The 21,618-nt window shown below is 70.8% G+C and carries 16 protein-coding genes and 1 tRNA gene; 5 read left to right on the forward strand and 12 right to left on the reverse strand.

The annotated features are described in order from the left end of the window. Nucleotides 1-2: 2 nt before the first annotated feature. Complete coding sequence (locus BLW57_RS28775) at nucleotides 3-587, reverse strand: GNAT family N-acetyltransferase (protein ID WP_256339612.1); 585 nt, start codon at nucleotides 585-587, stop codon at nucleotides 3-5. 186 nt (nucleotides 588-773) lie between these two features. Here BLW57_RS28775 and BLW57_RS28780 point away from each other — a divergent pair, with 186 nt between their 5' ends. Both BLW57_RS28780 and BLW57_RS28785 read left to right on the forward strand, forming a co-directional pair. Then, entirely contained in the window at nucleotides 774-2,135 is a 1,362-nt protein-coding gene (locus BLW57_RS28780; protein ID WP_093478480.1) for a pyridoxal phosphate-dependent decarboxylase family protein, read from the forward strand. Continuing rightward, nucleotides 2,132-3,541: a lysine N(6)-hydroxylase/L-ornithine N(5)-oxygenase family protein gene (locus BLW57_RS28785; RefSeq protein WP_093478482.1), complete on the forward strand. Its 1,410-nt coding sequence runs from the start codon at nucleotides 2,132-2,134 to the stop codon at nucleotides 3,539-3,541. Before BLW57_RS28780 ends, BLW57_RS28785 begins: the two co-directional genes overlap by 4 nt. Nucleotides 3,542-3,630: 89 nt before the next feature. Here BLW57_RS28785 and BLW57_RS28790 read toward each other — a convergent pair whose 3' ends face one another. Then, nucleotides 3,631-5,433 (reverse strand): bifunctional metallophosphatase/5'-nucleotidase, encoded by a 1,803-nt coding sequence (locus BLW57_RS28790; protein ID WP_093478483.1) that lies wholly within the window; start codon nucleotides 5,431-5,433, stop codon nucleotides 3,631-3,633. 249 nt (nucleotides 5,434-5,682) lie between these two features. On the opposite strand from BLW57_RS28790, the gene pyk reads away from it, so the two are divergent. Beyond that, nucleotides 5,683-7,122: a pyruvate kinase gene (pyk, locus tag BLW57_RS28795; protein WP_093478485.1), complete on the forward strand. Its 1,440-nt coding sequence runs from the start codon at nucleotides 5,683-5,685 to the stop codon at nucleotides 7,120-7,122. An 83-nt stretch (nucleotides 7,123-7,205) separates the two neighbouring features. Here the strand turns inward: pyk and BLW57_RS28800 are convergent. Further along, nucleotides 7,206-7,280: transfer RNA gene (locus BLW57_RS28800), tRNA-Leu, on the reverse strand. Between the two features lie 100 nt (nucleotides 7,281-7,380). On the opposite strand from BLW57_RS28800, the gene BLW57_RS28805 reads away from it, so the two are divergent. After that, on the forward strand, nucleotides 7,381-8,037 hold the full coding sequence (locus BLW57_RS28805) for an ANTAR domain-containing response regulator (protein ID WP_073892743.1): 657 nt from the start codon (nucleotides 7,381-7,383) through the stop codon (nucleotides 8,035-8,037). Nucleotides 8,038-8,129: 92 nt separating this feature from the next. On the opposite strand, the gene BLW57_RS28810 is transcribed toward BLW57_RS28805, so the two are convergent. From BLW57_RS28810 to BLW57_RS28850, 9 genes are all read right to left on the reverse strand, one after another. After that, on the reverse strand, nucleotides 8,130-8,846 hold the full coding sequence (locus tag BLW57_RS28810) for an ABC transporter ATP-binding protein (RefSeq protein ID WP_093478486.1): 717 nt from the start codon (nucleotides 8,844-8,846) through the stop codon (nucleotides 8,130-8,132). Further along, a complete protein-coding gene (locus BLW57_RS28815; protein ID WP_093478488.1) occupies nucleotides 8,843-9,754 on the reverse strand; it encodes an ABC transporter ATP-binding protein in 912 nt (303 codons plus the stop codon). The genes BLW57_RS28810 and BLW57_RS28815 overlap by 4 nt, the downstream gene beginning before the upstream one ends. 5 nt (nucleotides 9,755-9,759) lie before the next feature. Continuing rightward, nucleotides 9,760-11,583, reverse strand: a complete 1,824-nt coding sequence (locus BLW57_RS28820; RefSeq protein WP_093478489.1) for a branched-chain amino acid ABC transporter permease — start codon at nucleotides 11,581-11,583, stop codon at nucleotides 9,760-9,762. A gap of 5 nt (nucleotides 11,584-11,588) precedes the next feature. Next, the gene (locus tag BLW57_RS28825) at nucleotides 11,589-12,521 is read right to left on the reverse strand and encodes a branched-chain amino acid ABC transporter permease (RefSeq protein ID WP_073892735.1); all 933 of its coding nucleotides are present in this window, start codon (nucleotides 12,519-12,521) and stop codon (nucleotides 11,589-11,591) included. A 111-nt stretch (nucleotides 12,522-12,632) separates the two neighbouring features. Further along, complete coding sequence (locus BLW57_RS28830) at nucleotides 12,633-13,868, reverse strand: branched-chain amino acid ABC transporter substrate-binding protein (protein WP_073892733.1); 1,236 nt, start codon at nucleotides 13,866-13,868, stop codon at nucleotides 12,633-12,635. Between the two features lie 304 nt (nucleotides 13,869-14,172). Beyond that, a complete protein-coding gene (locus tag BLW57_RS28835; protein WP_093478491.1) occupies nucleotides 14,173-14,808 on the reverse strand; it encodes a Tat pathway signal sequence domain protein in 636 nt (211 codons plus the stop codon). Further along, entirely contained in the window at nucleotides 14,805-15,239 is a 435-nt protein-coding gene (locus BLW57_RS28840) for a hypothetical protein (protein WP_176985768.1), read from the reverse strand. The genes BLW57_RS28835 and BLW57_RS28840 overlap by 4 nt, the downstream gene beginning before the upstream one ends. 218 nt (nucleotides 15,240-15,457) lie before the next feature. Then, nucleotides 15,458-15,949: a hotdog fold thioesterase gene (locus tag BLW57_RS28845; RefSeq protein WP_093478492.1), complete on the reverse strand. Its 492-nt coding sequence runs from the start codon at nucleotides 15,947-15,949 to the stop codon at nucleotides 15,458-15,460. Nucleotides 15,950-15,996: 47 nt separating this feature from the next. Next, on the reverse strand, nucleotides 15,997-18,321 hold the full coding sequence (locus BLW57_RS28850; RefSeq protein ID WP_093478494.1) for an FdhF/YdeP family oxidoreductase: 2,325 nt from the start codon (nucleotides 18,319-18,321) through the stop codon (nucleotides 15,997-15,999). Nucleotides 18,322-18,499: 178 nt separating this feature from the next. Between BLW57_RS28850 and polA the strand changes: the two genes are divergently transcribed. Then, the gene (polA, locus tag BLW57_RS28855; RefSeq protein WP_093478495.1) at nucleotides 18,500-21,226 is read left to right on the forward strand and encodes a DNA polymerase I; all 2,727 of its coding nucleotides are present in this window, start codon (nucleotides 18,500-18,502) and stop codon (nucleotides 21,224-21,226) included. The last annotated feature ends 392 nt before the right edge of the window (nucleotides 21,227-21,618 follow it).

Consider the following 21,618-nt stretch of genomic DNA (forward strand, 5'->3'; position numbering starts at 1 on the left):
GCTCACAGCCGCGCCCCCTCACCCGGCCCGCCCGCGGCCTCGGCTCCGGCGGGCCGCAGAACCGCCCGCCGTACGCCCGCCCCGCGCGGGCCCGGGCGACGGCCGGCCGGATCCGGCCGCGCCGCCGGAACGGCGTCCAGGGTGAACCCGAGCCGCCGCAGGAAGCGTTCACCGGGGGCCCAGCCGGGCGGCACCGTGGCCGTCACCACCGTGCCGCCCCCCGCCCGGGCCAGCAGGGAAGCGGCCAGCGCCCGGCCGAGGCCGCGCCCCCGCGCCCACGGCGCCAGCAGGAACAGGCCCACCGCCACGGCACCCGGCTCCGGATGGTTCCGCACGGCGTCCACCACGCCCGCGACCACCCCGTCCCGCTCCAGCACCAGCAGCACCTTGTCCTCGGGGTCCGCGCCCTCCGGCAGCGCGTAGAACAGGCTCTGCACGTCACCCGGCCCCGACGGCAGCCCCGTCGCCGCCACGAACCAGTCCTCGCACTCGTCGAACAGCGTGAGCAGCGGCCCCTCGTCCGCCGGGCCGAGTTCGCGCACCAGCACCCGCTCACCGGGCACGTCGATCATCCACGCGTCAACCATCCGACCGACGTTAGCGCGTGGGACCACCTCCCCACACGTTTTCCTCGCACGGCAGTACCCACTTTCGGGTACTGATCCCCGGGCTTTCGGGACGCGGGGCACCCTTCCCGTACAAGCTGGAAACCGCGTACGGAAAGGTCCGTGCCGAAGCCTCCGCACCCCGTTCCCGCGCCCCGGAGGAAACCCATGAGCACGCCGCCGCCCCTCGCCTCGGGACCCGACGGCCCCGACGCCCTGCGGCCGCTCCTCGACACCGTCCTCGACGCGCTCGCGGCCGGCGGCCGGGCGCGCGGCGGACCACTGCCCGCCGGCGGACCGGAGGCCGTCGCCGCCCGCCTCGCCGACACCCTCGGGGACGTCCTCCCGGACGACGGCGACCCCGACGCCCTGCGCGCCCTCGTGCACGCGCTCGCCGCGGGCGCCGCCGACCCCGCCGACCCGCTGTGCGCCGCCCACCTGCACTGCCCGCCGCTGGCCGTGGCCACCGCCGCCGACCTCGCCGTGAGTGCCCTGAACCCCTCCCTTGACTCCTGGGACCAGGCCCCGGCCGCCTCCGCCCTGGAAGCCGCGGTCACCCGCGCCCTCGCCCACACCGCAGGCCTCGCCGACGCCCTCGTCACCACCGGCGGCACCGAGTCCAACCAGCTCGCCCTGCTCCTCGCCCGCGAGGCGCACGGCAGCGGCCTGCGACTGGTCTGCGGAGCGGGCGCCCACCACTCGCTGCCGCGCGCCGCCTGGCTGCTCGGCCTGCCCGACCCGGTCGTCGTCCCGACGCCGAACGGCATCCTCGACCCGGCCGCGCTGCACCACGTCCTCACCGGCCTCACCGGGCCCCTCCTGGTCGCCGCCACCGCCGGCACCACCGACGCCGGCCTCATCGACCCGCTCCCCGAGATCGCCGGGCTGTGCACCGCCCACGGTGCCCGCCTGCACGTCGACGCCGCCTACGGCGGAGGCCTCCTCTTCAGCGACCGGCACCGCGACAAGCTCGCCGGACTCGAAGCCGCCCACACCGTCACCCTCGACCTGCACAAACTCGGCTGGCAGCCGGTCGCCGCCGGCCTCCTCGCCGCGGCCCGCCCCCGCGAACTCGCCGCCCTCCACCAGCGCGCCGACTACCTCAACGCCGACGACGACACCGAGGCCGGATACCCCGACCTGCTCGACCGCTCACTGCGCACCACCCGTCGCCCCGACATCCTCAAGATCGCCGTCACCCTGAAGACCCTGGGCCGCAGCGGACTGGGTGCCCTGGTCGACCAGGTGTGCGCCCGTGCCCGCGAGTTCGCGGCCCTCGTCCACACGCACCCCGGCTTCGAGCTGTACGGCCGGCCCGTGATCAGCACGGTCCTGTTCCGGCCCGCCGGCGCCGACGACGACACCGTGGCCGCCGTACGCCGCGGGCTGCTGGAGGAGGGCAGGGCGGTCCTCGGCCGTGCCCGCCTCGGCGGCCGCCTCTGGCTGAAGGCCACCCTCCTCAACCCCCACACCGGGCCGGACGAACTGGCCCAGCTCCTCGAACTCGCAGAAAGAACAACCACCGGATGACCACCCCCGCGTGCCACGAACCCACATCCCCCCGCGACCTGGTCGGCATCGGCATCGGCCCGTGCAACCTCTCTCTCGCCGCCCTCGCCCACCCGCTCGCCGAACTCGACGCCGTCTTCTACGAACAGCGCCCCGGCTTCGACTGGCACCCCGGCCTGCTCATCGACGGCGCCACCATCCAGGTGCCCTTCCTCGCCGACCTGGTGACGCTCGCCGACCCCACCAGCCCCTGGAGCTTCCTGAACTACCTCAGGAACCGCGAGCGGCTCTTCCCCTTCTACTTCGCCGAGCACTTCCACATCCAGCGCGCCGAGTACGACGCCTACTGCCGCTGGGTCGCACAGAGCCTCCCCGGGCTGCGCTTCGGCCACCAGGTCGACGCCGTCCGCTGGAACCCCGAACGGGACGTGTTCGAGGTCGACTTCACCCAGCTCGACGCCGACGGCGAGGCCGAAGCCCTCGGCCGCACCCACACCCGCAACATCGTCCTCGGTGTCGGCACCGTCCCGCACGTGCCCGACCCGCTCAAGCCCCTGGTGGACGCGCCCGGCGTGCCCGTCGTCCACGCGGCCGACTACCTCGCCCACCGCGACACCGTCCTCGCCGCCGGCCACGTCACCGTCGTCGGCTCCGGACAGTCCGGCGCCGAGATCTTCCTCGACCTGCTGCGGCACCGACCGCCCGGCCGCGAGAAACTGCACTGGATCGGCCGCAGCGAGGCGTTCGCGCCGATGGAGTACTCAAAACTCGGCCTGGAGCACTTCACACCCGACTACACCCGCTACTTCCACGCCCTCGCCGAGCCGGTCCGCGACCGCCTGGTGGCCGCCCAGTGGCAGCTGCACAAGGGCATCGACGCGGGCACCCTCGCCGCCATCCACGACGAGCTGTACCGGCGCACCCTCGACGGGGGCTGGCCCGACACCGTCCTCACCCCCGGCGTCCAGGTCCGCACGGCCGGCCGGATCGCGACCACGAAGGTCGAACTCCACCTGGAGCACCTCCAGCAGGGCAGCCGCTCCCGGCTCACCACCGGCGCGGTCGTCCTCGCCACCGGCTACCGCGAGCGCTCCCTCGACCGCATCCTCGCCGGACTCGACCCCTACATGCGCCGGGACGGCAGCGAACGCCCGCGCATCGACGAGGAGTTCCGGCTCGTCCTCGACCCCTCGGTGACCGGTTCGATCCACGTCCAGAACGCCGAGCTGCACACCCACGGCGTCGGCGCCCCCGACCTCGGCCTCGCCGCCTGGCGCAGTGCCACCATCCTCAACACGCTCACCGGCAAGGAGACGTACCCGCTGCCCACCCGGACGGCCTTCACCAGCTTCGGCCTCGACGACGCCCGCACCCGTGTGCCGCAGGCCCGCCCGGTACGGCAGCTGACCCCGCTCGTCGACGGCTGACCGCCCGTGCGGGCGGTGCGCGGCACGGAAACGGCGTTGGCGCTCGCGCAGGCGAGCGCCGACGCCGTCGGCCCGTCATCGAGGAGACGCTAGAACATCGGCGTGCCGTTGCGCGTCAGCTTCCAGTCCACCGAGGCGAAGTCCTTCGGGTCCAGCTCACCCTTGGCGGTGACCCACTCCGCGATCCGGGTACGGATCTCCGTCGACTCCGACCACAGCTCCTTGGCCGTGGCGACATGCGGGAAGGCGCCGCCGCCGTTGGCGCGGTAGTTGTTCACCGCGAGCACGAACTGCTGGGCGTCGTCCAGCGCCGCCCCGCCGAAGGTCAGGTTCTTGATCCGCGAACCGGCCGGCTGGGCGACGTCGATGTCGTACGCCAGTCCCGAGACGTAGTCGTAGTTGTAGTCCGGACGGCCCCCGGCGTTGGTCAGCTTCTCCACGTCGACGGCGGCGTCGGCGGCGGTCTGGACGTAGTACTGCGCGGAGTACTCCAGGTACGCGCGCACCTGGGCGCCCGTCATCAGCTTCGCCACCAGCGTGTTGTCGTACACGTACAGGCTCGACAGGTCCCGGATGGTCACGTCGCCCGCGGGGATCTCCGAGGTACGGGAGAACGGCGAGGCCTGGGCGATCACCGGCAGCGAGGCGTACTCGGTGCCCTTGAGCGCGGCCTTGACCACGTCCTCCTGGACCTTGGTGATCAGGTCGATGATCGGGGCGTCCTTGTAGCGGGCGTCGACCGTGGTCAGCGTCTCGGTCGCCCGGCCCACGACCTGGTTCACGTACGCGACGACCTTGGCGTGCTCGTCGGTGAGCAGCTTGGTGATCTTCGGGTCGTCGGCGACCGAGTTGGAGTTGCGCAGCGACGCGGAGACCGACTCGACCTCCCACCGGCCCTTGCTGAACACCAGCTCGATGTCGAAGAGGGTGAGCCGCTCGGCGTAGCACAGCGGCTCGGACAGCACGACGGTCCGGCCGGTCTTCTCGTTGACGACCTTCAGCTCCGGGATCTCCAGGTGCGCGTGGCCGACCAGGATCGCGTCGATGCCCGGCACCTGCTTGGCCACGTTGGCGGCCGCGTTCTCCACGTACGGCACCTGGTCGCCGTACGACGACGTGCCCGACGTGCCCGAGTGCGCGGAGACCACGACCACGTCCGCGCCGAGCGCCTTCAGCTTCGGCACCCACTTCGCGGCCTGCTCCTCCAGGCCCTCGAACTTCAGCTTGCCCTGGACGTAGGCCTTGTCCCAGATGGCGATGCCCGGGTTGGTCAGACCGAGGACGGCGACCTTGACCGGCTTGGCGCCCGGCACGTGGAACGTCTTGACGAAGTACGGCGGGAAGGCCGGCTTGAGCGTCTTGGCGTCGACCGCGTTGGCGCCGAGCAGCGGGAAGTCGAGCTGCTCCTCGAACCGGCGCAGGGTCTCGATGCCGTAGTTGAACTCGTGGTTGCCGAGCGCGGCGGCGTCGTACCCGATCGCGTTCATGGCCTGCGCCATCGGGTGCACGGGGCCGCCCTTGGCGGTGATCGGGTCGACCTTGGCGTAGTAGTACGTCAGCGGGGTGCCCTGGATGGTGTCACCGGCGTCCAGCAGCAGCGTGTTGCAGTGGCCCTTCTCCGCGCGCACCTGGTTGACCAGGGTGGAGATCCGGGACAGGCCCGTGGCGTTGCCGGCCTTGTCGGAGTACTCCGCGTTCTTGAAGTAGTCCCAGTTGAAGACGTGGCCGTGCAGGTCGGTCGTGCCCATCACGGTCAGGGAGTACCGCTTCGCCGGGTGACCGGGCTTCGTCCGCTCGGCCGCCTCGGCCGCCGGAGCCGCCGCACCGGCGATCGCCACTCCCGCTCCGGTGGCGGCGGACTTCTTCAGGAACTTCCGGCGGTTCAACGGCATCTCTCGGCTCCTCGGCGAACGGTCGACAACGCGCGTAGATTCTGACCTGGGCATGACGTGCGGCAACAGGGCCGGGAGGTTGCGATCTGGTGACCTCTTCCCCGAACTCCTGGCCGGCACCCAGGGAATTCGCTCATAGGAGCGGGCCGTCGCACAATTCAACACTTGTCAATAAGGCTTCACGCAAAGGTGGTTGAGTCGTCATGCGGCCCAGATTCTCTACCCGCGGGTAAGGCCTAGGCTCGAACCATGCGCCGAGCAAAGATCGTCTGTACTCTGGGGCCCGCCACCGACTCGTACGACCAGATCAAGGCACTGGTCGAGGCCGGAATGGACGTCGCCCGCTTCAACCTCAGCCACGGCACGCACGCCGACCACGAGGAGCGCTACCAGCGGGTGCGCAAGGCGGCCGACGAGACCGGCCGCAGCGTCGGACTTCTCGCCGACCTTCAAGGCCCGAAGATCCGGCTCGGCCGCTTCGCCGAAGGACCCGTACTCCTTGAACGCGGCGACACCTTCACCATCACCGTGGAGGACGGCGTCCAGGGCGACCGCCACCGGTGCGGCACCACCTACGCCGGCCTCGCCGCCGACGTCACCCCCGGCGAACGCGTCCTCGTGGACGACGGCAAGGTCTGCCTGGAGGTCACCGCGGTCGACGGCCCCTGCGTGCACACCCGCGTGATCGAGGGCGGAGTGATCTCCGACCACAAGGGCCTCAACCTCCCCGGCGTGGCCGTCTCCGTCCCCGCCCTCTCCGAGAAGGACGAGGACGACCTGCGCTGGGCGCTGCGCACCGGCTTCGACGTCGTCGCCCTCTCCTTCGTCCGCAGCGGCGACGACGTCAGGGCCGTGCACCGCATCATGGCCGAGCAGGGCCGGCGCCTCCCGGTGATCGCCAAGATCGAGAAGCCCCAGGCCGTCGACAACCTCGACGGCATCGTCGCCGCCTTCGACGGCCTCATGGTCGCGCGCGGCGACCTCGGCGTGGAGATGCCCCTGGAACAGGTTCCGATCGTCCAGAAGCGCGCCGTCAAACTCGCCAAGCGCAACGCCAAGCCGGTCATCGTCGCCACCCAGATGCTCGACTCGATGATCGACAACTCCCGGCCGACCCGCGCCGAGGCGTCCGACGTGGCCAACGCGGTCCTCGACGGCACCGACGCGGTGATGCTCTCCGGCGAGACCAGCGTCGGCAAGTACCCCGTCGAGACCGTGCGCACCATGGCGAAGATCGTCGCCGCGGCCGAGGAGGACATGCTGGCCAAGGGCCTGCCGCCGCTGACCGAACGGAACAAGCCGCGCACCCAGGGCGGCGCGGTCGCCCGGGCCGCCGCCGAGATGGGCGACTTCCTCGGCGCCAGGTTCCTGGTCGCGTTCACCCAGTCGGGCGACACGGCCCGCCGGCTCTCCCGCTACCGCTCGCCGATCCCGCTGCTCGCCTTCACCCCCGAGCAGGCCACCCGCTCCCAGCTCAGCCTCACCTGGGGCGCCGAGACCTTCCTCGGCCCGCACGCGGACTCCACGGACGCGATGGTCGACCAGGTGGACGACCTGCTCCTCAGGTACGGCCGCTGCCGGAAGGGCGACATCGTGGTGATCACGGCCGGCTCCCCGCCCGGCGTCCCCGGCGCGACCAACATGGTCCGAGTCCACCACATCGGCGAGGACGACAGCCCGAAGGCATGAATTCCGACGGTGGCAAGGCGCGAAAAAAAGCCCCTCTCTCGGAGGGGACCCGCGGAATGCTGACCTTGGAAACCAAGGAAAAGTGCCCCGGGTCGGACTCGAACCGACACTGTACGGGTTTTGAATCCGTTGCCTGCTGCCAATTGGGCTACCGGGGCTCGCAGAATCCAAGGTTTCCCCCGACCCTCCGCGCGTCCACCTTACCGCAGCTAGGTAGGCTCTTGTCAGCAGTGCCCCTGCCCTGAACGAGGAGCCCCCGTGACCCCCGAGTCGCCCCAGCCCGTGGACGCGCCCGACGACGACAAGTCGCACGTGCCTCCGCTGACGACCCGAGTCGTCATCGCCGAGGACGAGGCCCTGATCCGGCTCGATCTGAAAGAGATGCTGGAGGAGGAGGGGTACACCGTCGTCGGGGAGGCGGGCGACGGTGAGCAGGCCGTGGAGCTGGCCCGTGAGCACAAGCCCGACCTGGTCATCCTGGACGTGAAGATGCCCAAGCTGGACGGCATCTCCGCGGCCGAGAAGATCGCCGAGGAGTCCATCGCGCCGGTCCTGATGCTCACCGCCTTCTCGCAGCGCGACCTCGTCGAGCGCGCCCGCGACGCCGGCGCGATGGCGTACCTGGTCAAGCCGTTCAGCAAGAGCGATGTCGTGCCGGCCATCGAGATGGCCGTCTCCCGCTTCACCGAGCTGAAGCAGCTGGAGCAGGAGGTCGCCGACCTCACCCTGCGGCTGGAGACCCGCAAGCTGGTCGACCGGGCGAAGTCCGTCCTGCAGAGCGAGTACGGCCTGACCGAGCCGGCCGCCTTCCGCTGGATCCAGAAGACGTCCATGGACCGCCGGATGTCGATGCAGCAGGTCGCCGAGGCCGTCATCGCGGACAACGAGGAGAAGAAGGCCGCGAAGAACGGCTGACGCCCGCCCCCGCGCACACGACATTGCCCGCGCCCCCTCGCAGGGGGCGCGGGCAATTCCGCGTGACCGGTCACGACGGGCCGGCCGAGCGTCTAGTCCTCGCCGAGGTAGGCCTTGCGCACCGACTCGTCGTGGAGCAGGTCCCGACCCGTGCCGGACAGGACGATGCTGCCGACCTCCATGACGTGACCCCGGTCGGCGAGCGAGAGCGCCGCCTGGGCGTTCTGCTCGACCAGCAGGATCGTGGTGCCCTGGGACTTCAGCTCGGCGATCGTCGCCATGATCTTCTGCATCATGATCGGCGACAGACCCATGGACGGCTCGTCCAGCATCAGCAGCTTCGGCTGGGACATCAGCGCCCTGCCCATCGCCAGCATCTGCTGCTCACCGCCCGAGAGGGTGCCGGCCGCCTGCTTCCTGCGCTCCCCGAGGATGGGGAACAGGTCGTAGGCGCGCTGGATGTCCTTCTCGATGCCCGGCTTGTCGTTGCGCAGGAACGCCCCGAGGCGCAGGTTGTCCTCGATGGTCATGCGCGGGAAGATGTGCCGCCCCTCGGGGGAGTGGGCGAGGCCCAGCGAGACCACCTGGTGGGCGGGGACCTTCTTCAGCGACTTGCCGTTGAACTTGATCTGGCCGCCGACCGGCTTGAGCAGACCGGACAGCGTGCGCAGGGTGGTGGTCTTGCCGGCGCCGTTGGTGCCGATGAGGGTGACCACCTGGCCGGCCTCGACCTTGAACGAAATGCCCTTGACGGCTTCGATCTTGCCGTAGGCGACCCGCAGGTCCTCGACTTCGAGCAGTGCGGTCATCGGTCGTTCTCCTTGCCGGGCGCGGCGTCCGTCGTGGTCTCGGCCTGCGCCTCGGCAGCCTCGACCTCGGCGACCTCGTCGTCGCCGGGCGCGTTCTCGAAGGGCTCGCCCAGGTAGGCGGCGATCACCCGCTCGTCGCCCTGGACGGTCGCGCTGTCGCCCTCGATCAGCTTCTCGCCCTGCACGAGCACGGCCACCCGGTCGCACAGGTTCATGATGAAGCGCATGTCGTGCTCGATGACGAGGACGGCGATGCCCATGTCCCGGATGGCGAAGACCAGTTCCTCGGTGGCCCGGGTCTCCTGCGGGTTCATGCCGGCCGTCGGCTCGTCGAGGAGCAGCAGACCGGGCTCGCTGGCGAGGGCGCGGGCGATCTCCAGCTTGCGCTGCTCTCCGTAGGGGAGGTTGCGGGCCAGGTGCTCGGCCTTCTTGTCCAGGCCCACGAACGCCAGCAGCTCCATGGCCCGCTCGCGGGAGGCCTTCTCCGCACGGTGGAAGCCCGGTCCGCGCAGGAGCGCGGACCACAGGCCCTCCTTGGTGCGGGTGTGCCGGCCGACGAGCACGTTCTCCAGGACCGTCATGTTGGCGAACAGGCGGATGTTCTGGAACGTGCGGGCGATGCCGGCCGCGGTGACCTTGAAGGACTTCGGCGGCAGTACCCCGCCCTTGTAGCGGACCTCGCCCTCGGTGGGGATGTACAGGCCGGTCAGGCAGTTGAAGAAGGTCGTCTTGCCGGCGCCGTTGGGGCCGATCAGACCGACGATCTCGCCGCTGTTGACGGTGAGGTCGACGTTCCGTACGGCCGTCAGGCCGCCGAACCGCATGGTGACGCCGCGTGCGTCGAGGACGACCTCGCCGGGGGTGGAGGCGCCGGGGGCGGCGTCCTTGGTGGTGGTGTCGGTAGTCATCGTGGTCAGGCCCCTGCCTTGCTGAGGACGGCGGGCGCTTCGGTCTCCTCGTGGAACTCGAGCTGCCGGCGCCGGTTGGGGATGAGGCCCTCCGGACGGAAGCGCATCAGCAGTACGAGCGCGACGCCGAAGGCGAAGAGCTGGTAGTCGCCCAGGAACTGGAGCTTGGCGGGGATCAGGTACAGCAGCGCGGCGCCGACCAGCGGACCGGCGATGGTGCCCATGCCGCCGAGGACCACCGCGGCCAGCAGGAAGGCCGAGTTGGGCGGCACGACGTGCGCGAACTGGTACTGCTCCGGGGTGACCGTGTAGGTGACGTGGGCCTGGACGGAGCCGGCGAGACCGGCGAGGGCGGCACCCAGGGCGAAGGCGATGAGCTTGACCCGGAAGCCGTTGATGCCCATGGCGAGCGCGGCGGTCTCGTCCTCGCGGATGGCGATCCAGGCGCGGCCGATGCGGGAGTCGCTGCTGCGCCGGAAGACCACGACCACGATGAACGTGATGAGCAGCATCAGCAGGAAGTAGTTCGCGAACCGGCCGACGGTGGCGCCCAGCAACTGGTGTTCCTGGCCGAAGTCGAAGCCCAGGATGTCCAGGTTGGGGATCGAGGAGATGCCGTTGGAGCCGTTGGTGACGTCGGGGCCGGAGGTGCCGTCCATGTTGAGGACGGTGATGCGGAAGATCTCACCGAAGCCGAGGGTCACGATGGCGAGGTAGTCGCCGCGCAGTCGCAGGGTCGGGGCGCCGATGAGGACGCCGAAGACCATGGCGACCGCCGCGCCGAGCAGGGCGGAGGCCCAGAAGGGCCACTGCACGTGCAGGGGCGAGGAGGGGGAGCCGGAGACCAGGGCCGCGGTGTAGGCGCCGACACCGAGGAAGGCGACGTAACCGAGGTCGAGGAGGCCGGCGAGGCCGACGACGATGTTCAGGCCGAGGGCGACGGTGGCGAAGATCAGGATGTAGACGCCGATCGTCGCGTACTGGTCGTCGGACTGGGTGAGCGGGAAGGCGGCCGCGGCGGCGAAGGCGCCGGCCATGGTGATGTTGCGGTGGCGGGCGGTGATCGCCGAGACCCGGGCCACGAGCCCGGCCTTGGCGAGCGCGCCGAAGCCGAAGCCGGCGGTGAGGAGGAAGCCGATGAACAGCTGGTCGTACTCGGTGCCGATGCCGTAGGTGAAGACGATCAGACCGAGGGCCATGGCGGCCACGATGACGAGGATCTCGGCGTAGGCCGGCAGCTTGCGGGCCGGGGCCGGGGCCTCGGAGGCGAAGGCCGCCTTGACGTTGTTCCACTTCTGGCGGCTCTGGTGGCGGAACCGCTCGCGGCCGGTGTCGTCCGGGTCGAAGGGCTCGGGCTCCGGGCGCTCGAACGGCAGGGCCAGCGCGCCGAGCAGGGCGGCGAGCGTGGCGACGGCGACGACGTAGCCGCCGGGCTCCAGGTTCACCAGGCCGCCCAGCTTGGCGCTGATGGCGAGGACGGTGTACCAGGCGGTGGCGAACGTGCCGAGCGCGGCCGTCTTCAGGGCGCTGTCGGCGCTGCCGGGGGTCAGCCAGCCCAGTCCCTTGACGCCGTAGGAGGCGACGCCGAAGAGGGTGGTGAGGATGCCGCCGATCAGGACGAGGACCTGCAGGCCGCCCGGGTAGCCGTAGACCGTGAGGTCACCGGGGAACGCGGCGGTCCAGGTCCAGGCGAGGAAGGTGGAGACGATCGTCAGGACGCCGCCGCCGGTGGCGAGGGCGCGGCCGAGCGGCGCGGGCAGACCGATCAGGCCGGCCTGGGCGGCCGTGGGGGTGCTGGGCGTCTCTGCTGCGGTGGTCTGTGTGGTCATCGGTGTCACGCCCTGTCCGCGACGCGCTCACCGAGCAGGCCCTGTGGCCTGAACAGGAGCACGAGGATGAGGAGTACGAACGCCCAGACGTCTGCCCAGGACTGGCTGCCGAACTTGTCCATGCCGGGGATGTCCGCGATGTAGGCGGTGGACAGAGCCTCGGCGACACCGAGGACGAGGCCGCCGAGCATGGCGCCGTAGATGTTGCCGATGCCGCCGAGGACGGCCGCGGTGAAGGCCTTCAGACCGAGGATGAAGCCCATGCGGAAGTCGATCTGACCGTACTTCAGGCCGTAGGCGACCGATCCGACGGCGGCGAAGGCGGCGCCGAGGGCGAACGCGATCACGATGATGCGGTCGGTGTTGACGCCCATCAGCTTCGCGGTGTCCGGGTCCTGGGCGGTGGCCTGCATGCCGCGTCCGGTGCGGGTGCGCATCACGAAGTAGGCGAGGAAGGCCATGCTGAGGGGGGCGGCGGCGACCAGGAAGACATCACCCGTCTGGATGGTGACATTGCCGATCTCGAAGGGACCGCCCGGGATGCTCGGGAAGGTGCGGGCGCTCTTGGCGCCCGGGTACCAGGCCCACACCGCCTGCTGGAGGGCCAGGGAGAGGCCGATGGCGGTGATGAGGGGCGCGAGACGCGGGGCGGTGCGCAGAGGGCGGTAGGCGAATCGTTCCGCTCCGACGGCGACGGTGACGGCCACCAGGATGGCGCCGATGAGCATCAGTGGCAGGGCCACCCACATCGAGGTGCCGTCGGGCAGGATGTACGCGTAGACCGTGAGCGCGCCGAACGCGCCGGTCATGAATATCTCGCCGTGGGCGAAGTTGATGAGCTGGACGATGCCGTAGACCATTGTGTAGCCGATGGCGACCAGCCCGTACATGGATCCTAGTAGCAGGCCGTTGACCAGCTGCTGCGGCAGTTCGTTCACCGCAAGTCCTCCGAGACGTTCGGAAAGTTCGACGGATGAGGCCGGATGCGAGTCCGCGCGGGGCGCCAGTGGAACAGCGCCCCGCGCGGCTCAGGTGATGCGGGTTGTGGGTCAGCTGCCGTTGTAGGTGCCGGACTCCACGGCCTTCCAGGCGCCACCCGTGACGGAGTAGACGGTGAGCTGCTTGTTGGTCGCGTCACCGTACTCGTCGAAGGAGACCTTGCCGGTCACACCGTCGAAGGAGACGTTCTGCATGGCCTCGGTGACCTTCGCGCGGGCGTCGTCCGGCAGCTTGCCGCCGTTGTCGTCGACGACCTTCTTGACGGCCTCGATGATCGACCAGGCGGAGTCGTAGGAGTAACCGCCGTAGGCCGCGTAGGCCTCCTTGTAGCCACCCGCCTTGTAGTTGGCGACGAACTCCTTGGCGGACGGCAGGGTCTCGACCGGCGCGCCGACCGAGGTGGCGAGGTCACCGGTGCCGGAGGCACCGGCCAGCTTGATGAAGTCGTCGGCGTAGATGCCGTCGCCGCCGACCAGCGGGATCTTGGCACCGGCGGCCTTGATCTGCTTGCTGAGCGGGCCGGCCTGCGGGTACTCGCCGCCGTAGTAGACCACCTGGGCACCGGAGTTCTTCACCTTGGTGGCGACCGCGGAGAAGTCCTTGGTGTCGGGGTTGATGTGCTCGGTGCCGACGATCTTGCCGCCGAGCTTCTTGAACTCGTCGCTGAACGTCGCGGCGAGGCCGGCGCCGTACGTCTTCTTGTCGTCGATGATGAAGGCCTTCTTCTTCTTGGCCTTGTTGTAGACGTACTGCGCGGCGAACGGGCCCTGGATGGCGTCCGTGGTCGCGGTGCGGAAGTACGACTTGTACGCCCGGGTCTTCGACTTCTGCCAGTCGTCACCCTGGGTCAGCGCCGGGTTGGTGTTGGCCGGGGAGACCTCGACCAGCTTCGCGTCGTCGAAGACCTTCTGCATCGACTGGGCGACGGAGGAGTTCAGCGGGCCGACGACACCGAGGACGTCCTTCTCGCCGACGAACTTGGTGGCGTTCGACTGGCCGGAAGAGGGCTGCGCCTGGTCGTCCGCGGCCTCGATCTTGAAGGTGACGCCCTTGACGTAGTTCTTCTTGTTGGCCTGCTTGGCCGCGAGGTCCACCGAGTTCCTGATGCCCAGGCCGAGAGCGGACAGGTCGCCGGTCAGCGGGGCGTCGACGCCGATGACGACGGTGGTGCCGCCGCCGTTGGAGTCCGAGCCCTTGTCGCCGCTGTCGCGCGAGCCGCAGGCGGTGAGGGTGAGTGCTCCCGCCGCCAGGGCGGCGGTGATGGCGATGAGCGAACGTTGACGCACGATCAGTCCTTTCCGCTGAACGACCGCATCCCCGTGGAGGCGGTCGAGCCGCGCGCCTGGCCGAAGAGTGACGGGCCGGAGTGGAGAATCCGGCGGCGCGGTGACTGGCCGTGACTCTAAGCGTGTGTGGACAACGTGGAGGAGAGTCTGACCAAGGCTGTGACGCTCTTGTTATGACACGAGGTAATGCAGAGCGGTACCTGGTGGGGGGAACGGCGGAATTCCGGCCGTTTCGCCCCGTCCGCATTGTGAGAACCCGCAGGACCCACCGAGATCCGTTCAGGTGTCTCGGGGGTTTTGGTGATTACCCACCACTGTTGCTGCAGGCGACTTTCAGGGCCTGGGAGAGGTGCTGCGCGTAGCGCGGACCGAGGATGAAACTGTGGTTTTGTATTGCACGCGTATTACGCAGAGTTACGTCCAGGAAAGGCATCCCGGCGTCCATGGGAACTTTTCCGCATTCGGTCACGTGCATCGTTATGGTGATCATGCGGGCCGAACCCGCCCTTGTCCGGAAGGGCGCCACAGGGTCCGTCGTCAGCGTCAGCCCCGCGTACGGCTGGGTCACCCGGGTCACGGTGACCGGCGGCCCGGAATCCACGCCCACCAGCACCCCGAAGCGGAAGCTGTGCGGCGGGGCGCCGGCTGCGGTGGGCAGGTCCTCCAGGTACGTCACGTCCACCACCTGTGCGGGGTAAGGCGCCCCCGACGGCTGGGGAGTAGGGGCCGGCGGAGCTTGCCGCGGCCGGGTGCCGTAGAGGTATCCACCGCCCGCCAGGAGGACGGCCAGCGCGACGAGGGAGAGGGTCAGCCGCCGGTGGTGGGCGTACCGGCCGGCGAGCGCGGTACGCGTCCGGCCGACCGAACGCGCTTGCTCGGTAGGCGAGTTGTCCTGGGCGGTGGTGCCTTCGCCGGGTTCCAGGGGGCCGATGCCGCTCACTGCCAGGGGCCTCCGCTCGGGGTCCCGTCACGGTAGCGCTCGGTGCATGCCCGACGCGCCTGACGATCGATCAACTTATCGACACGCGCGGTGCCTTGGTGCCGCTTCGCGACCCGTGCCGCGTCCACGACGTCCCGGAGGAGCTCGTACTGCCCGTTGGACAGGCCCATCGACTGGTAATCGCCGTAGGTGCCGCTGTCGAGCGCCTGGCGCGACCAGTGCGCGACGAGCCGGGTGCACAGCTCGGCGTCAGAGGCCGCCGACGCCGAGCCCGGTGCCGAGCCGGGTGTCGCGGGGGCGGGTGCGGGGGCGGGCGCGGTGTGCGGCGCGCCGCCGGACCGGTCGCAGCCGGTCACCACGAGCAGTGCCGAGAGCGCCGGCCCGAGCACCAGGAACCTCGCCCCCGCACGGAGGCCTCCTCGCCGTCCCATGTGCCGAAGCTAAGGGGGAGGGGTGGGAAGGGGCAACGGCCCTGCCGAGGCGGGGCGGGCCGCGGAAGAGGGAGAGACCCAGGGGGCCGGTCACTCGGCCGGTGCCGGTGCCGGTGCCGGTGCCCGGAGTCGGGAGGCGGAGGGGGGCCTCTGGCCCCACAGCCGCGAGGTTGTCGGGGCGGCTGTGGGGCAGGGGGCGGGCGACTCGGGAAGGGCGGTCAGTCGGTGGTGGGGCGGGGGCTGGGCGCGTCGCCCTGCTGCACGTCCCGCAGGAGGCAGGTGAGGCGGGCCGTGCAGACCCGGCGGCCCTCCTCGTCGCTGATCACGATCTCGTACGTCGCCGTCGAACGCCCCCGGTGCACGGGCGTGGCCACGCCGGTCACCAGGCCCGAACGGACACCGCGGTGGTGGGTGCAGTTCAGGTCCACGCCCACCGCGATCTTCGAGCTGCCGCCGTGCAGCATCGAGCCGACCGAGCCCAGGGTCTCCGCCAGCACCGCCGAGGCGCCACCGTGCAGCAGTCCGTACGGCTGGGTGTTGCCCTCCACCGGCATCGTCCCGACGACCTTCTCCGGGCCGGCCTCCAGGATCTGCACACCCATCCGCGTGCCGAGGTGACCGGCCGAGAACAGGGCGGGCAGGTCCACGCCGAGCGCCGCGTACTCGTCGATGATCTCCTGCGGGAACTTCACTCGCTGCTGCTCACCCATCGGCCCGGCTCCGTTCGTCGTACACCTGTCTCTGGCTGAGCAAACGCTCAGTCGGTCGCCGATTGTTCCAGACGGCTCCCCGCGCGGTCCGCGAGGTCCGGCGTCCGGTGCTCCAGCCGTACGACGACGGACTTGCTGGCCGGGGTGTTGCTGGTGTCGGCCGTGGCGTCCAGCGGCACCAGCACGTTGGTCTCGGGGTAGTAGGCCGCCGCACAGCCCCGGGCTGTCGGATACAGGACGACGCGGAACCCGGGCGCCCGCCGCTCCACGCCGTCCCGCCACTCGCCGACCAGATCCACGTACGCTCCCTCGGCGACCCCCAGCCGCCGCGCGTCCTCCGGGTTCACCAGCACCACCCGGCGCCCGCCCGTGATGCCCCGGTAGCGGTCGTCGAGCCCGTAGATCGTGGTGTTGTACTGGTCGTGCGACCGCAGGGTCTGCAGCAGCAGCCGGCCCTCGGGCAGTTCGGGGAACTCCACCGGCGCCGCCGTGAAGTTCGCCTTGCCCGTGGCGGTCGGGAAACGGCGCTCGTCGCGCGGGGCGTGCGGCAGGGTGAAGCCGCCCGGCCGGGCCACGCGCGCGTTGAAGTCCTGGAACCCGGGGACCACGCGCGCGATGCGGTCACGGATCGCCGCGTAGTCCTTCTCGAACTCCTCCCACGGCACGACGCTGCCCTCACCGAGCACCCGGCGCGCCATCCGGCACACGATCGCCGGCTCCGACAGCAGCCCCGGACCCGCCGGCGCGAGCCGCCCGCGCGAGGCGTGCACCATGCCCATGGAGTCCTCGACCGTCACGAACTGCTCACCGCTGCCCTGGAGATCGCGCTCCGTACGGCCCAGCGTCGGCAGGATCAGCGCCCGCGCGCCCGTGACGACGTGCGAGCGGTTCAGCTTGGTCGACACGTGCACCGTCAGCCGCGCGCGCCGCATCGCCGCCTCGGTCACCTCGGTGTCGGGGGAGGCGGAGACGAAGTTGCCGCCCATGGCGAAGAACACCTTCGCCTCGCCGTCGCGCAGCGCGCGGATGGCCCGGACGACGTCGAAGCCGTGCTCGCGCGGCGGCGCGAACCCGAACTCCTTCTCCAGCGCGTCCAGGAAGGCCGGCGCGGGCCGCTCGAAGATGCCCATCGTCCGGTCGCCCTGCACGTTGCTGTGCCCGCGCACCGGGCACACTCCCGCGCCCGGACGGCCGATGTTGCCGCGCAGCAGCAGGAAGTTGACGACCTCGCGGATGGTCGGCACGGAGTGCTTGTGCTGGGTGAGGCCCATGGCCCAGCAGACGATGGTCCGCTCCGAGGCGAGCACCATGCGCAGGGCTTCCTCGATCTCCGACCGGGACAGACCCGTCGCCGCGAGCGTCTCCTCCCAGTCGGCGGCACGGGCGGCCGCGGCGAACTCCTCGAATCCGTGGGTGTGCTCGCGTACGAACGCCTCGTCGACCGCGCCGTCCGTCTCCAGGACCAGCTTGTTGAGCAGGCGGAAGAGGGCCTGGTCGCCGCCGATGCGGATCTGCAGGAACAGGTCGGTCAGGGCGGCGCCCTTGAGCATGCCCTTGGGGGTCTGCGGGTTCTTGAACCGCTCCAGACCCGCCTCGGGCAGCGGGTTCACGCTGATGATCCTCGCGCCGCCGGCCTTGGCCCGTTCCAGCGCGGACAGCATGCGCGGGTGGTTCGTGCCCGGGTTCTGCCCGGCGACGATGATCAGGTCGGCCTGGTGCAGGTCCTCCAGCAGGACGCTGCCCTTGCCGATGCCGATGGTCTCGGACAGCGCCGAACCCGACGACTCGTGGCACATGTTCGAGCAGTCCGGCAGATTGTTCGTGCCCAGCTCGCGCGCGAAGAGCTGGTACAGGAACGCCGCCTCGTTGCTGGTGCGGCCCGAGGTGTAGAAGACGGCCTCGTCGGGGGAGTCCAGCGCCGCGATCTCCTCGGCGATGATGTCGAAGGCACGCTCCCAGCCGACCGGCTCGTAGTGCTCCCCGCCCTCGGGGAGGTACATCGGGTGGGTGAGCCGCCCCTGCTGCCCCAGCCAGTAGCCGCTGCGGCCGGCCAGGTCGGCCACCGGGTGGGCGGCGAAGAACTCCGGGGTGACCCGGCGCAGCGTGGCCTCCTCGGCGACCGCCTTCGCGCCGTTCTCGCAGAACTCCGCCTTGTGCCGGTGGTCCGGCTCGGGCCAGGCGCATCCCGGGCAGTCGAAGCCGTCCTTCTGGTTCACGCGCAGCAGCGTCAGCGCGGTGCGCCGCACACCCATCTGCTGCTGGGCGATGCGCAGCGTGTGCCCGATGGCGGGCAGTCCCGCGGCGGCGTGCTTCGGCTCCGCGACCTGCGGCGCGTCCTGGACCGGATCACCCTTGGGCGGCTTCGTCGCCATCGCCCGCTCCCCCTTCGACAGCGTGTGAGAAGTACGGCGACGATCCTCCCACGCGCCGCTGACCAGGCGTCCGCCCCCTGTGCGGACGGGAACCACCGCGGGTGCCGGACCGGCGACCGACGGCGGCCCGCGAACCGCCCCGCCCGGAGTGTCAGTGCGGCGTGGCAGGATCGGGGACGTGGCAGAGACAGCATCGAAGAAGACCGACAAGACCCCCGGCGGCATCCGTCCACGGCTGATGCTCATGGACGGGCACTCGCTGGCCTACCGCGCGTTCTTCGCGCTGCCCGCGGAGAACTTCACGACCGCGACCGGCCAGCCGACGAACGCGATCTACGGCTTCGCGTCGATGCTGGCCAACACCCTGCGTGACGAGGCGCCCACGCACTTCGCGGTGGCCTTCGACGTCTCGCGCAAGACGTGGCGCTCCGAGCGGTTCACGGAGTACAAGGCGAACCGCTCCAAGACCCCGGACGAGTTCAAAGGCCAGGTCGAGCTGATCGGCGAGCTGCTCGACGCGATGCACGCGCCGCGCTTCGCGGTCGACGGCTTCGAGGCGGACGACGTCATCGCCACCCTCGCCACCCAGGCCGAGGCCGAGGGCTTCGAGGTGCTGATCGTCACCGGCGACCGCGACTCCTTCCAGCTCGTCACCGAGCACACCACCGTGCTCTACCCGACGAAGGGCGTCTCGGAGCTGACCCGGTTCACCCCGGAGAAGGTGCTCGAGAAGTACGGATTGACGCCCGCCCAGTACCCGGACTTCGCGGCCCTGCGCGGCGACCCGTCCGACAACCTCCCCGGCATCCCCGGCGTCGGCGAGAAGACCGCCGCCAAGTGGATCAACCAGTTCGGGTCCTTCGCCGATCTGGTCGAGCGGGTCAAGGAGGTCAAGGGCAAGGCCGGGCAGAACCTCCGCGACCACCTGGAGGCCGTCAAGCTCAACCGCCTGCTCACCGAGCTGGAGCGCCGGGTCGAGCTGCCGAGGACGGTCACGGACCTGGAGCGGACCCCGTACGACCGCAAGGCCGTCGCGATGATCCTGGACACCCTGGAGATCCGCAATCCGTCCCTGCGCGAGCGGCTCTTCGCCGTCGACCCCGGCGCCGAGGAGGCCGAGACCACCCCGGTCACCACGGAGGGTGTCGAACTCGACGGCACGATCCTGCGCACCGGCGAGCTGGCCCCCTGGCTGGCCGAGCACGGCGGGGAGACCCTGGGCGTCGCCACCGTCGGCACCTGGGCGCTGGGCACCGGCTCGGTCGCCGAGATCGCCCTCGCGGCGGGCGGGGGAGCGGCCGCCTGGTTCGACCCCGCCGAGCTGGACGAGGCCGACGAGAACGCGTTCACGGCCTGGCTGGCCGACGCCGGCCGCCCCAAGGTGTTCCACGACGCCAAGGGCGCCATGCGCGTCTTCGCCGAGCACGGCTGGAGCATCGAGGGCGTCCGCATGGACACGGCGCTCGCCGCCTACCTGGTCAAGCCGGGCCGGCGCTCCTTCGACCTGGACGCGCTGTCCCTGGAGTACCTGCACCGCGAGCTGGTCCCGGCCGCCGCGGCCGACGGCCAGCTGGCCTTCGGTGCGGACGAGGGCGCCGAGGCCGAGGCCCTGATGATCCAGGCCCGCGCGGTCCTGGACCTGGGCGAGGCCTTCGAGGCCCGGCTGCCGGAGGTCGGCGCCGCCGACCTGCTCCAGGACATGGAGCTGCCCACCTCCGCCCTGCTCGCCCGCATGGAGCGGCACGGCATCGCGGCCGACCGCACGCACCTCGAGGCGATGGAGCAGATGTTCGCCGGCGCGGTGCAGCAGGCCGTGAAGGAGGCCCACGCCGCCGCCGGTCACGAGTTCAACCTGGGCTCGCCCAAGCAGCTCCAGGAGGTCCTCTTCGGCGAGCTGGCCCTGCCGAAGACGAAGAAGACCAAGACCGGCTACACCACCGACGCCGACGCCCTGGCCTGGCTCGCCACCCAGACCGACAACGAGCTTCCGGTGATCATGCTGCGGCACCGGGAGCAGGCGAAGCTGCGCGTCACCGTCGAGGGCCTGATCAAGGCCATCGCGGGTGACGGCCGTATCCACACCACCTTCAACCAGACGGTCGCCGCGACCGGCCGTCTCTCCTCCACGGACCCGAACCTGCAGAACATCCCGGTCCGCACGGACGAGGGCCGGGCGATCCGCCGTGGTTTCGTCGTCGGCGAGGGCTTCGAGTCCCTGATGACCGCCGACTACAGCCAGATCGAGCTGCGGGTGATGGCCCACCTCTCCGAGGACGAGGGCCTGATCCGGGCGTTCACCTCCGGCGAGGACCTGCACACCACGGCCGCCTCCCAGGTGTTCGGTGTCGAGCCCGCCGCGGTCGACGCCGAGATGCGGCGGAAGATCAAGGCGATGTCGTACGGGCTCGCCTACGGCCTGTCCGCGTTCGGCCTGTCCCAGCAGCTGAACATCGAGGCGGCCGAGGCGCGCGCCCTGATGGACGCCTACTTCGAGCGTTTCGGCGGGGTCCGGGACTACCTGCGCCGGGCGGTCGACGAGGCCCGGGCGACGGGCTACACGGCGACGATCTTCGGTCGCCGCCGCTATCTGCCGGACCTCAACAGCGACAACCGTCAGCGCCGTGAGGCGGCCGAGCGGATGGCCCTCAACGCGCCCATCCAGGGCACGGCGGCGGACATCGTCAAGATCGCCATGCTCAAGGTGGACAGCGCGCTGCGGGCGGCGGAGCTCAAGTCCCGCATGCTCCTCCAGGTCCACGACGAAATCGTCCTGGAGATCGCCCCGGGCGAGCGTGCGGCCGCGGAGGAGATCGTCCGCCGCGAGATGGCCGCCGCCGTCCAGCTCCGAGCCCCTCTGGACGTCTCGGTCGGTGTGGGCCCGGACTGGGAGTCGGCAGCGCACTAGCCTGCGGCGCTTCAGCAGGGGGTCCCGCGGCCGCGGGGTGCCCTGAGCCGGGTTCTGTGGGGCAGGGGGCGGCGGCGTCTCGCGATGCCCGTCGGCCAGGGGCGCAACGTGCGCGGCGCCCCTGACCGACAGGCGTGCCTCACCGGGACATCGGTCCGGGCCGCGGGGCGTCCCGCCCACGGGCACCGGAGAGGCTCCTCGCCGGTCGCGTGAGGTCGCGTGAAGATCGAGCGGGTGTAGAGGCGCCCTCGCCAGAGGCGCCGTATGCGGGGGGCTGCGGCGCCCCTGGCACCACGCCGATGCCCCTGTCCCCGCCACGGCGCTCCCGCCCCCGGGCCGGGCTCACCGGCACTCGCAGAGCGCCCCCGGCGGAACCGAAGCGGAACCGAACC

It is taken from the genome of Streptomyces sp. 1222.5 (genome assembly GCF_900105245.1).
GTDB lineage: Bacteria > Actinomycetota > Actinomycetes > Streptomycetales > Streptomycetaceae > Streptomyces > Streptomyces albidocamelliae.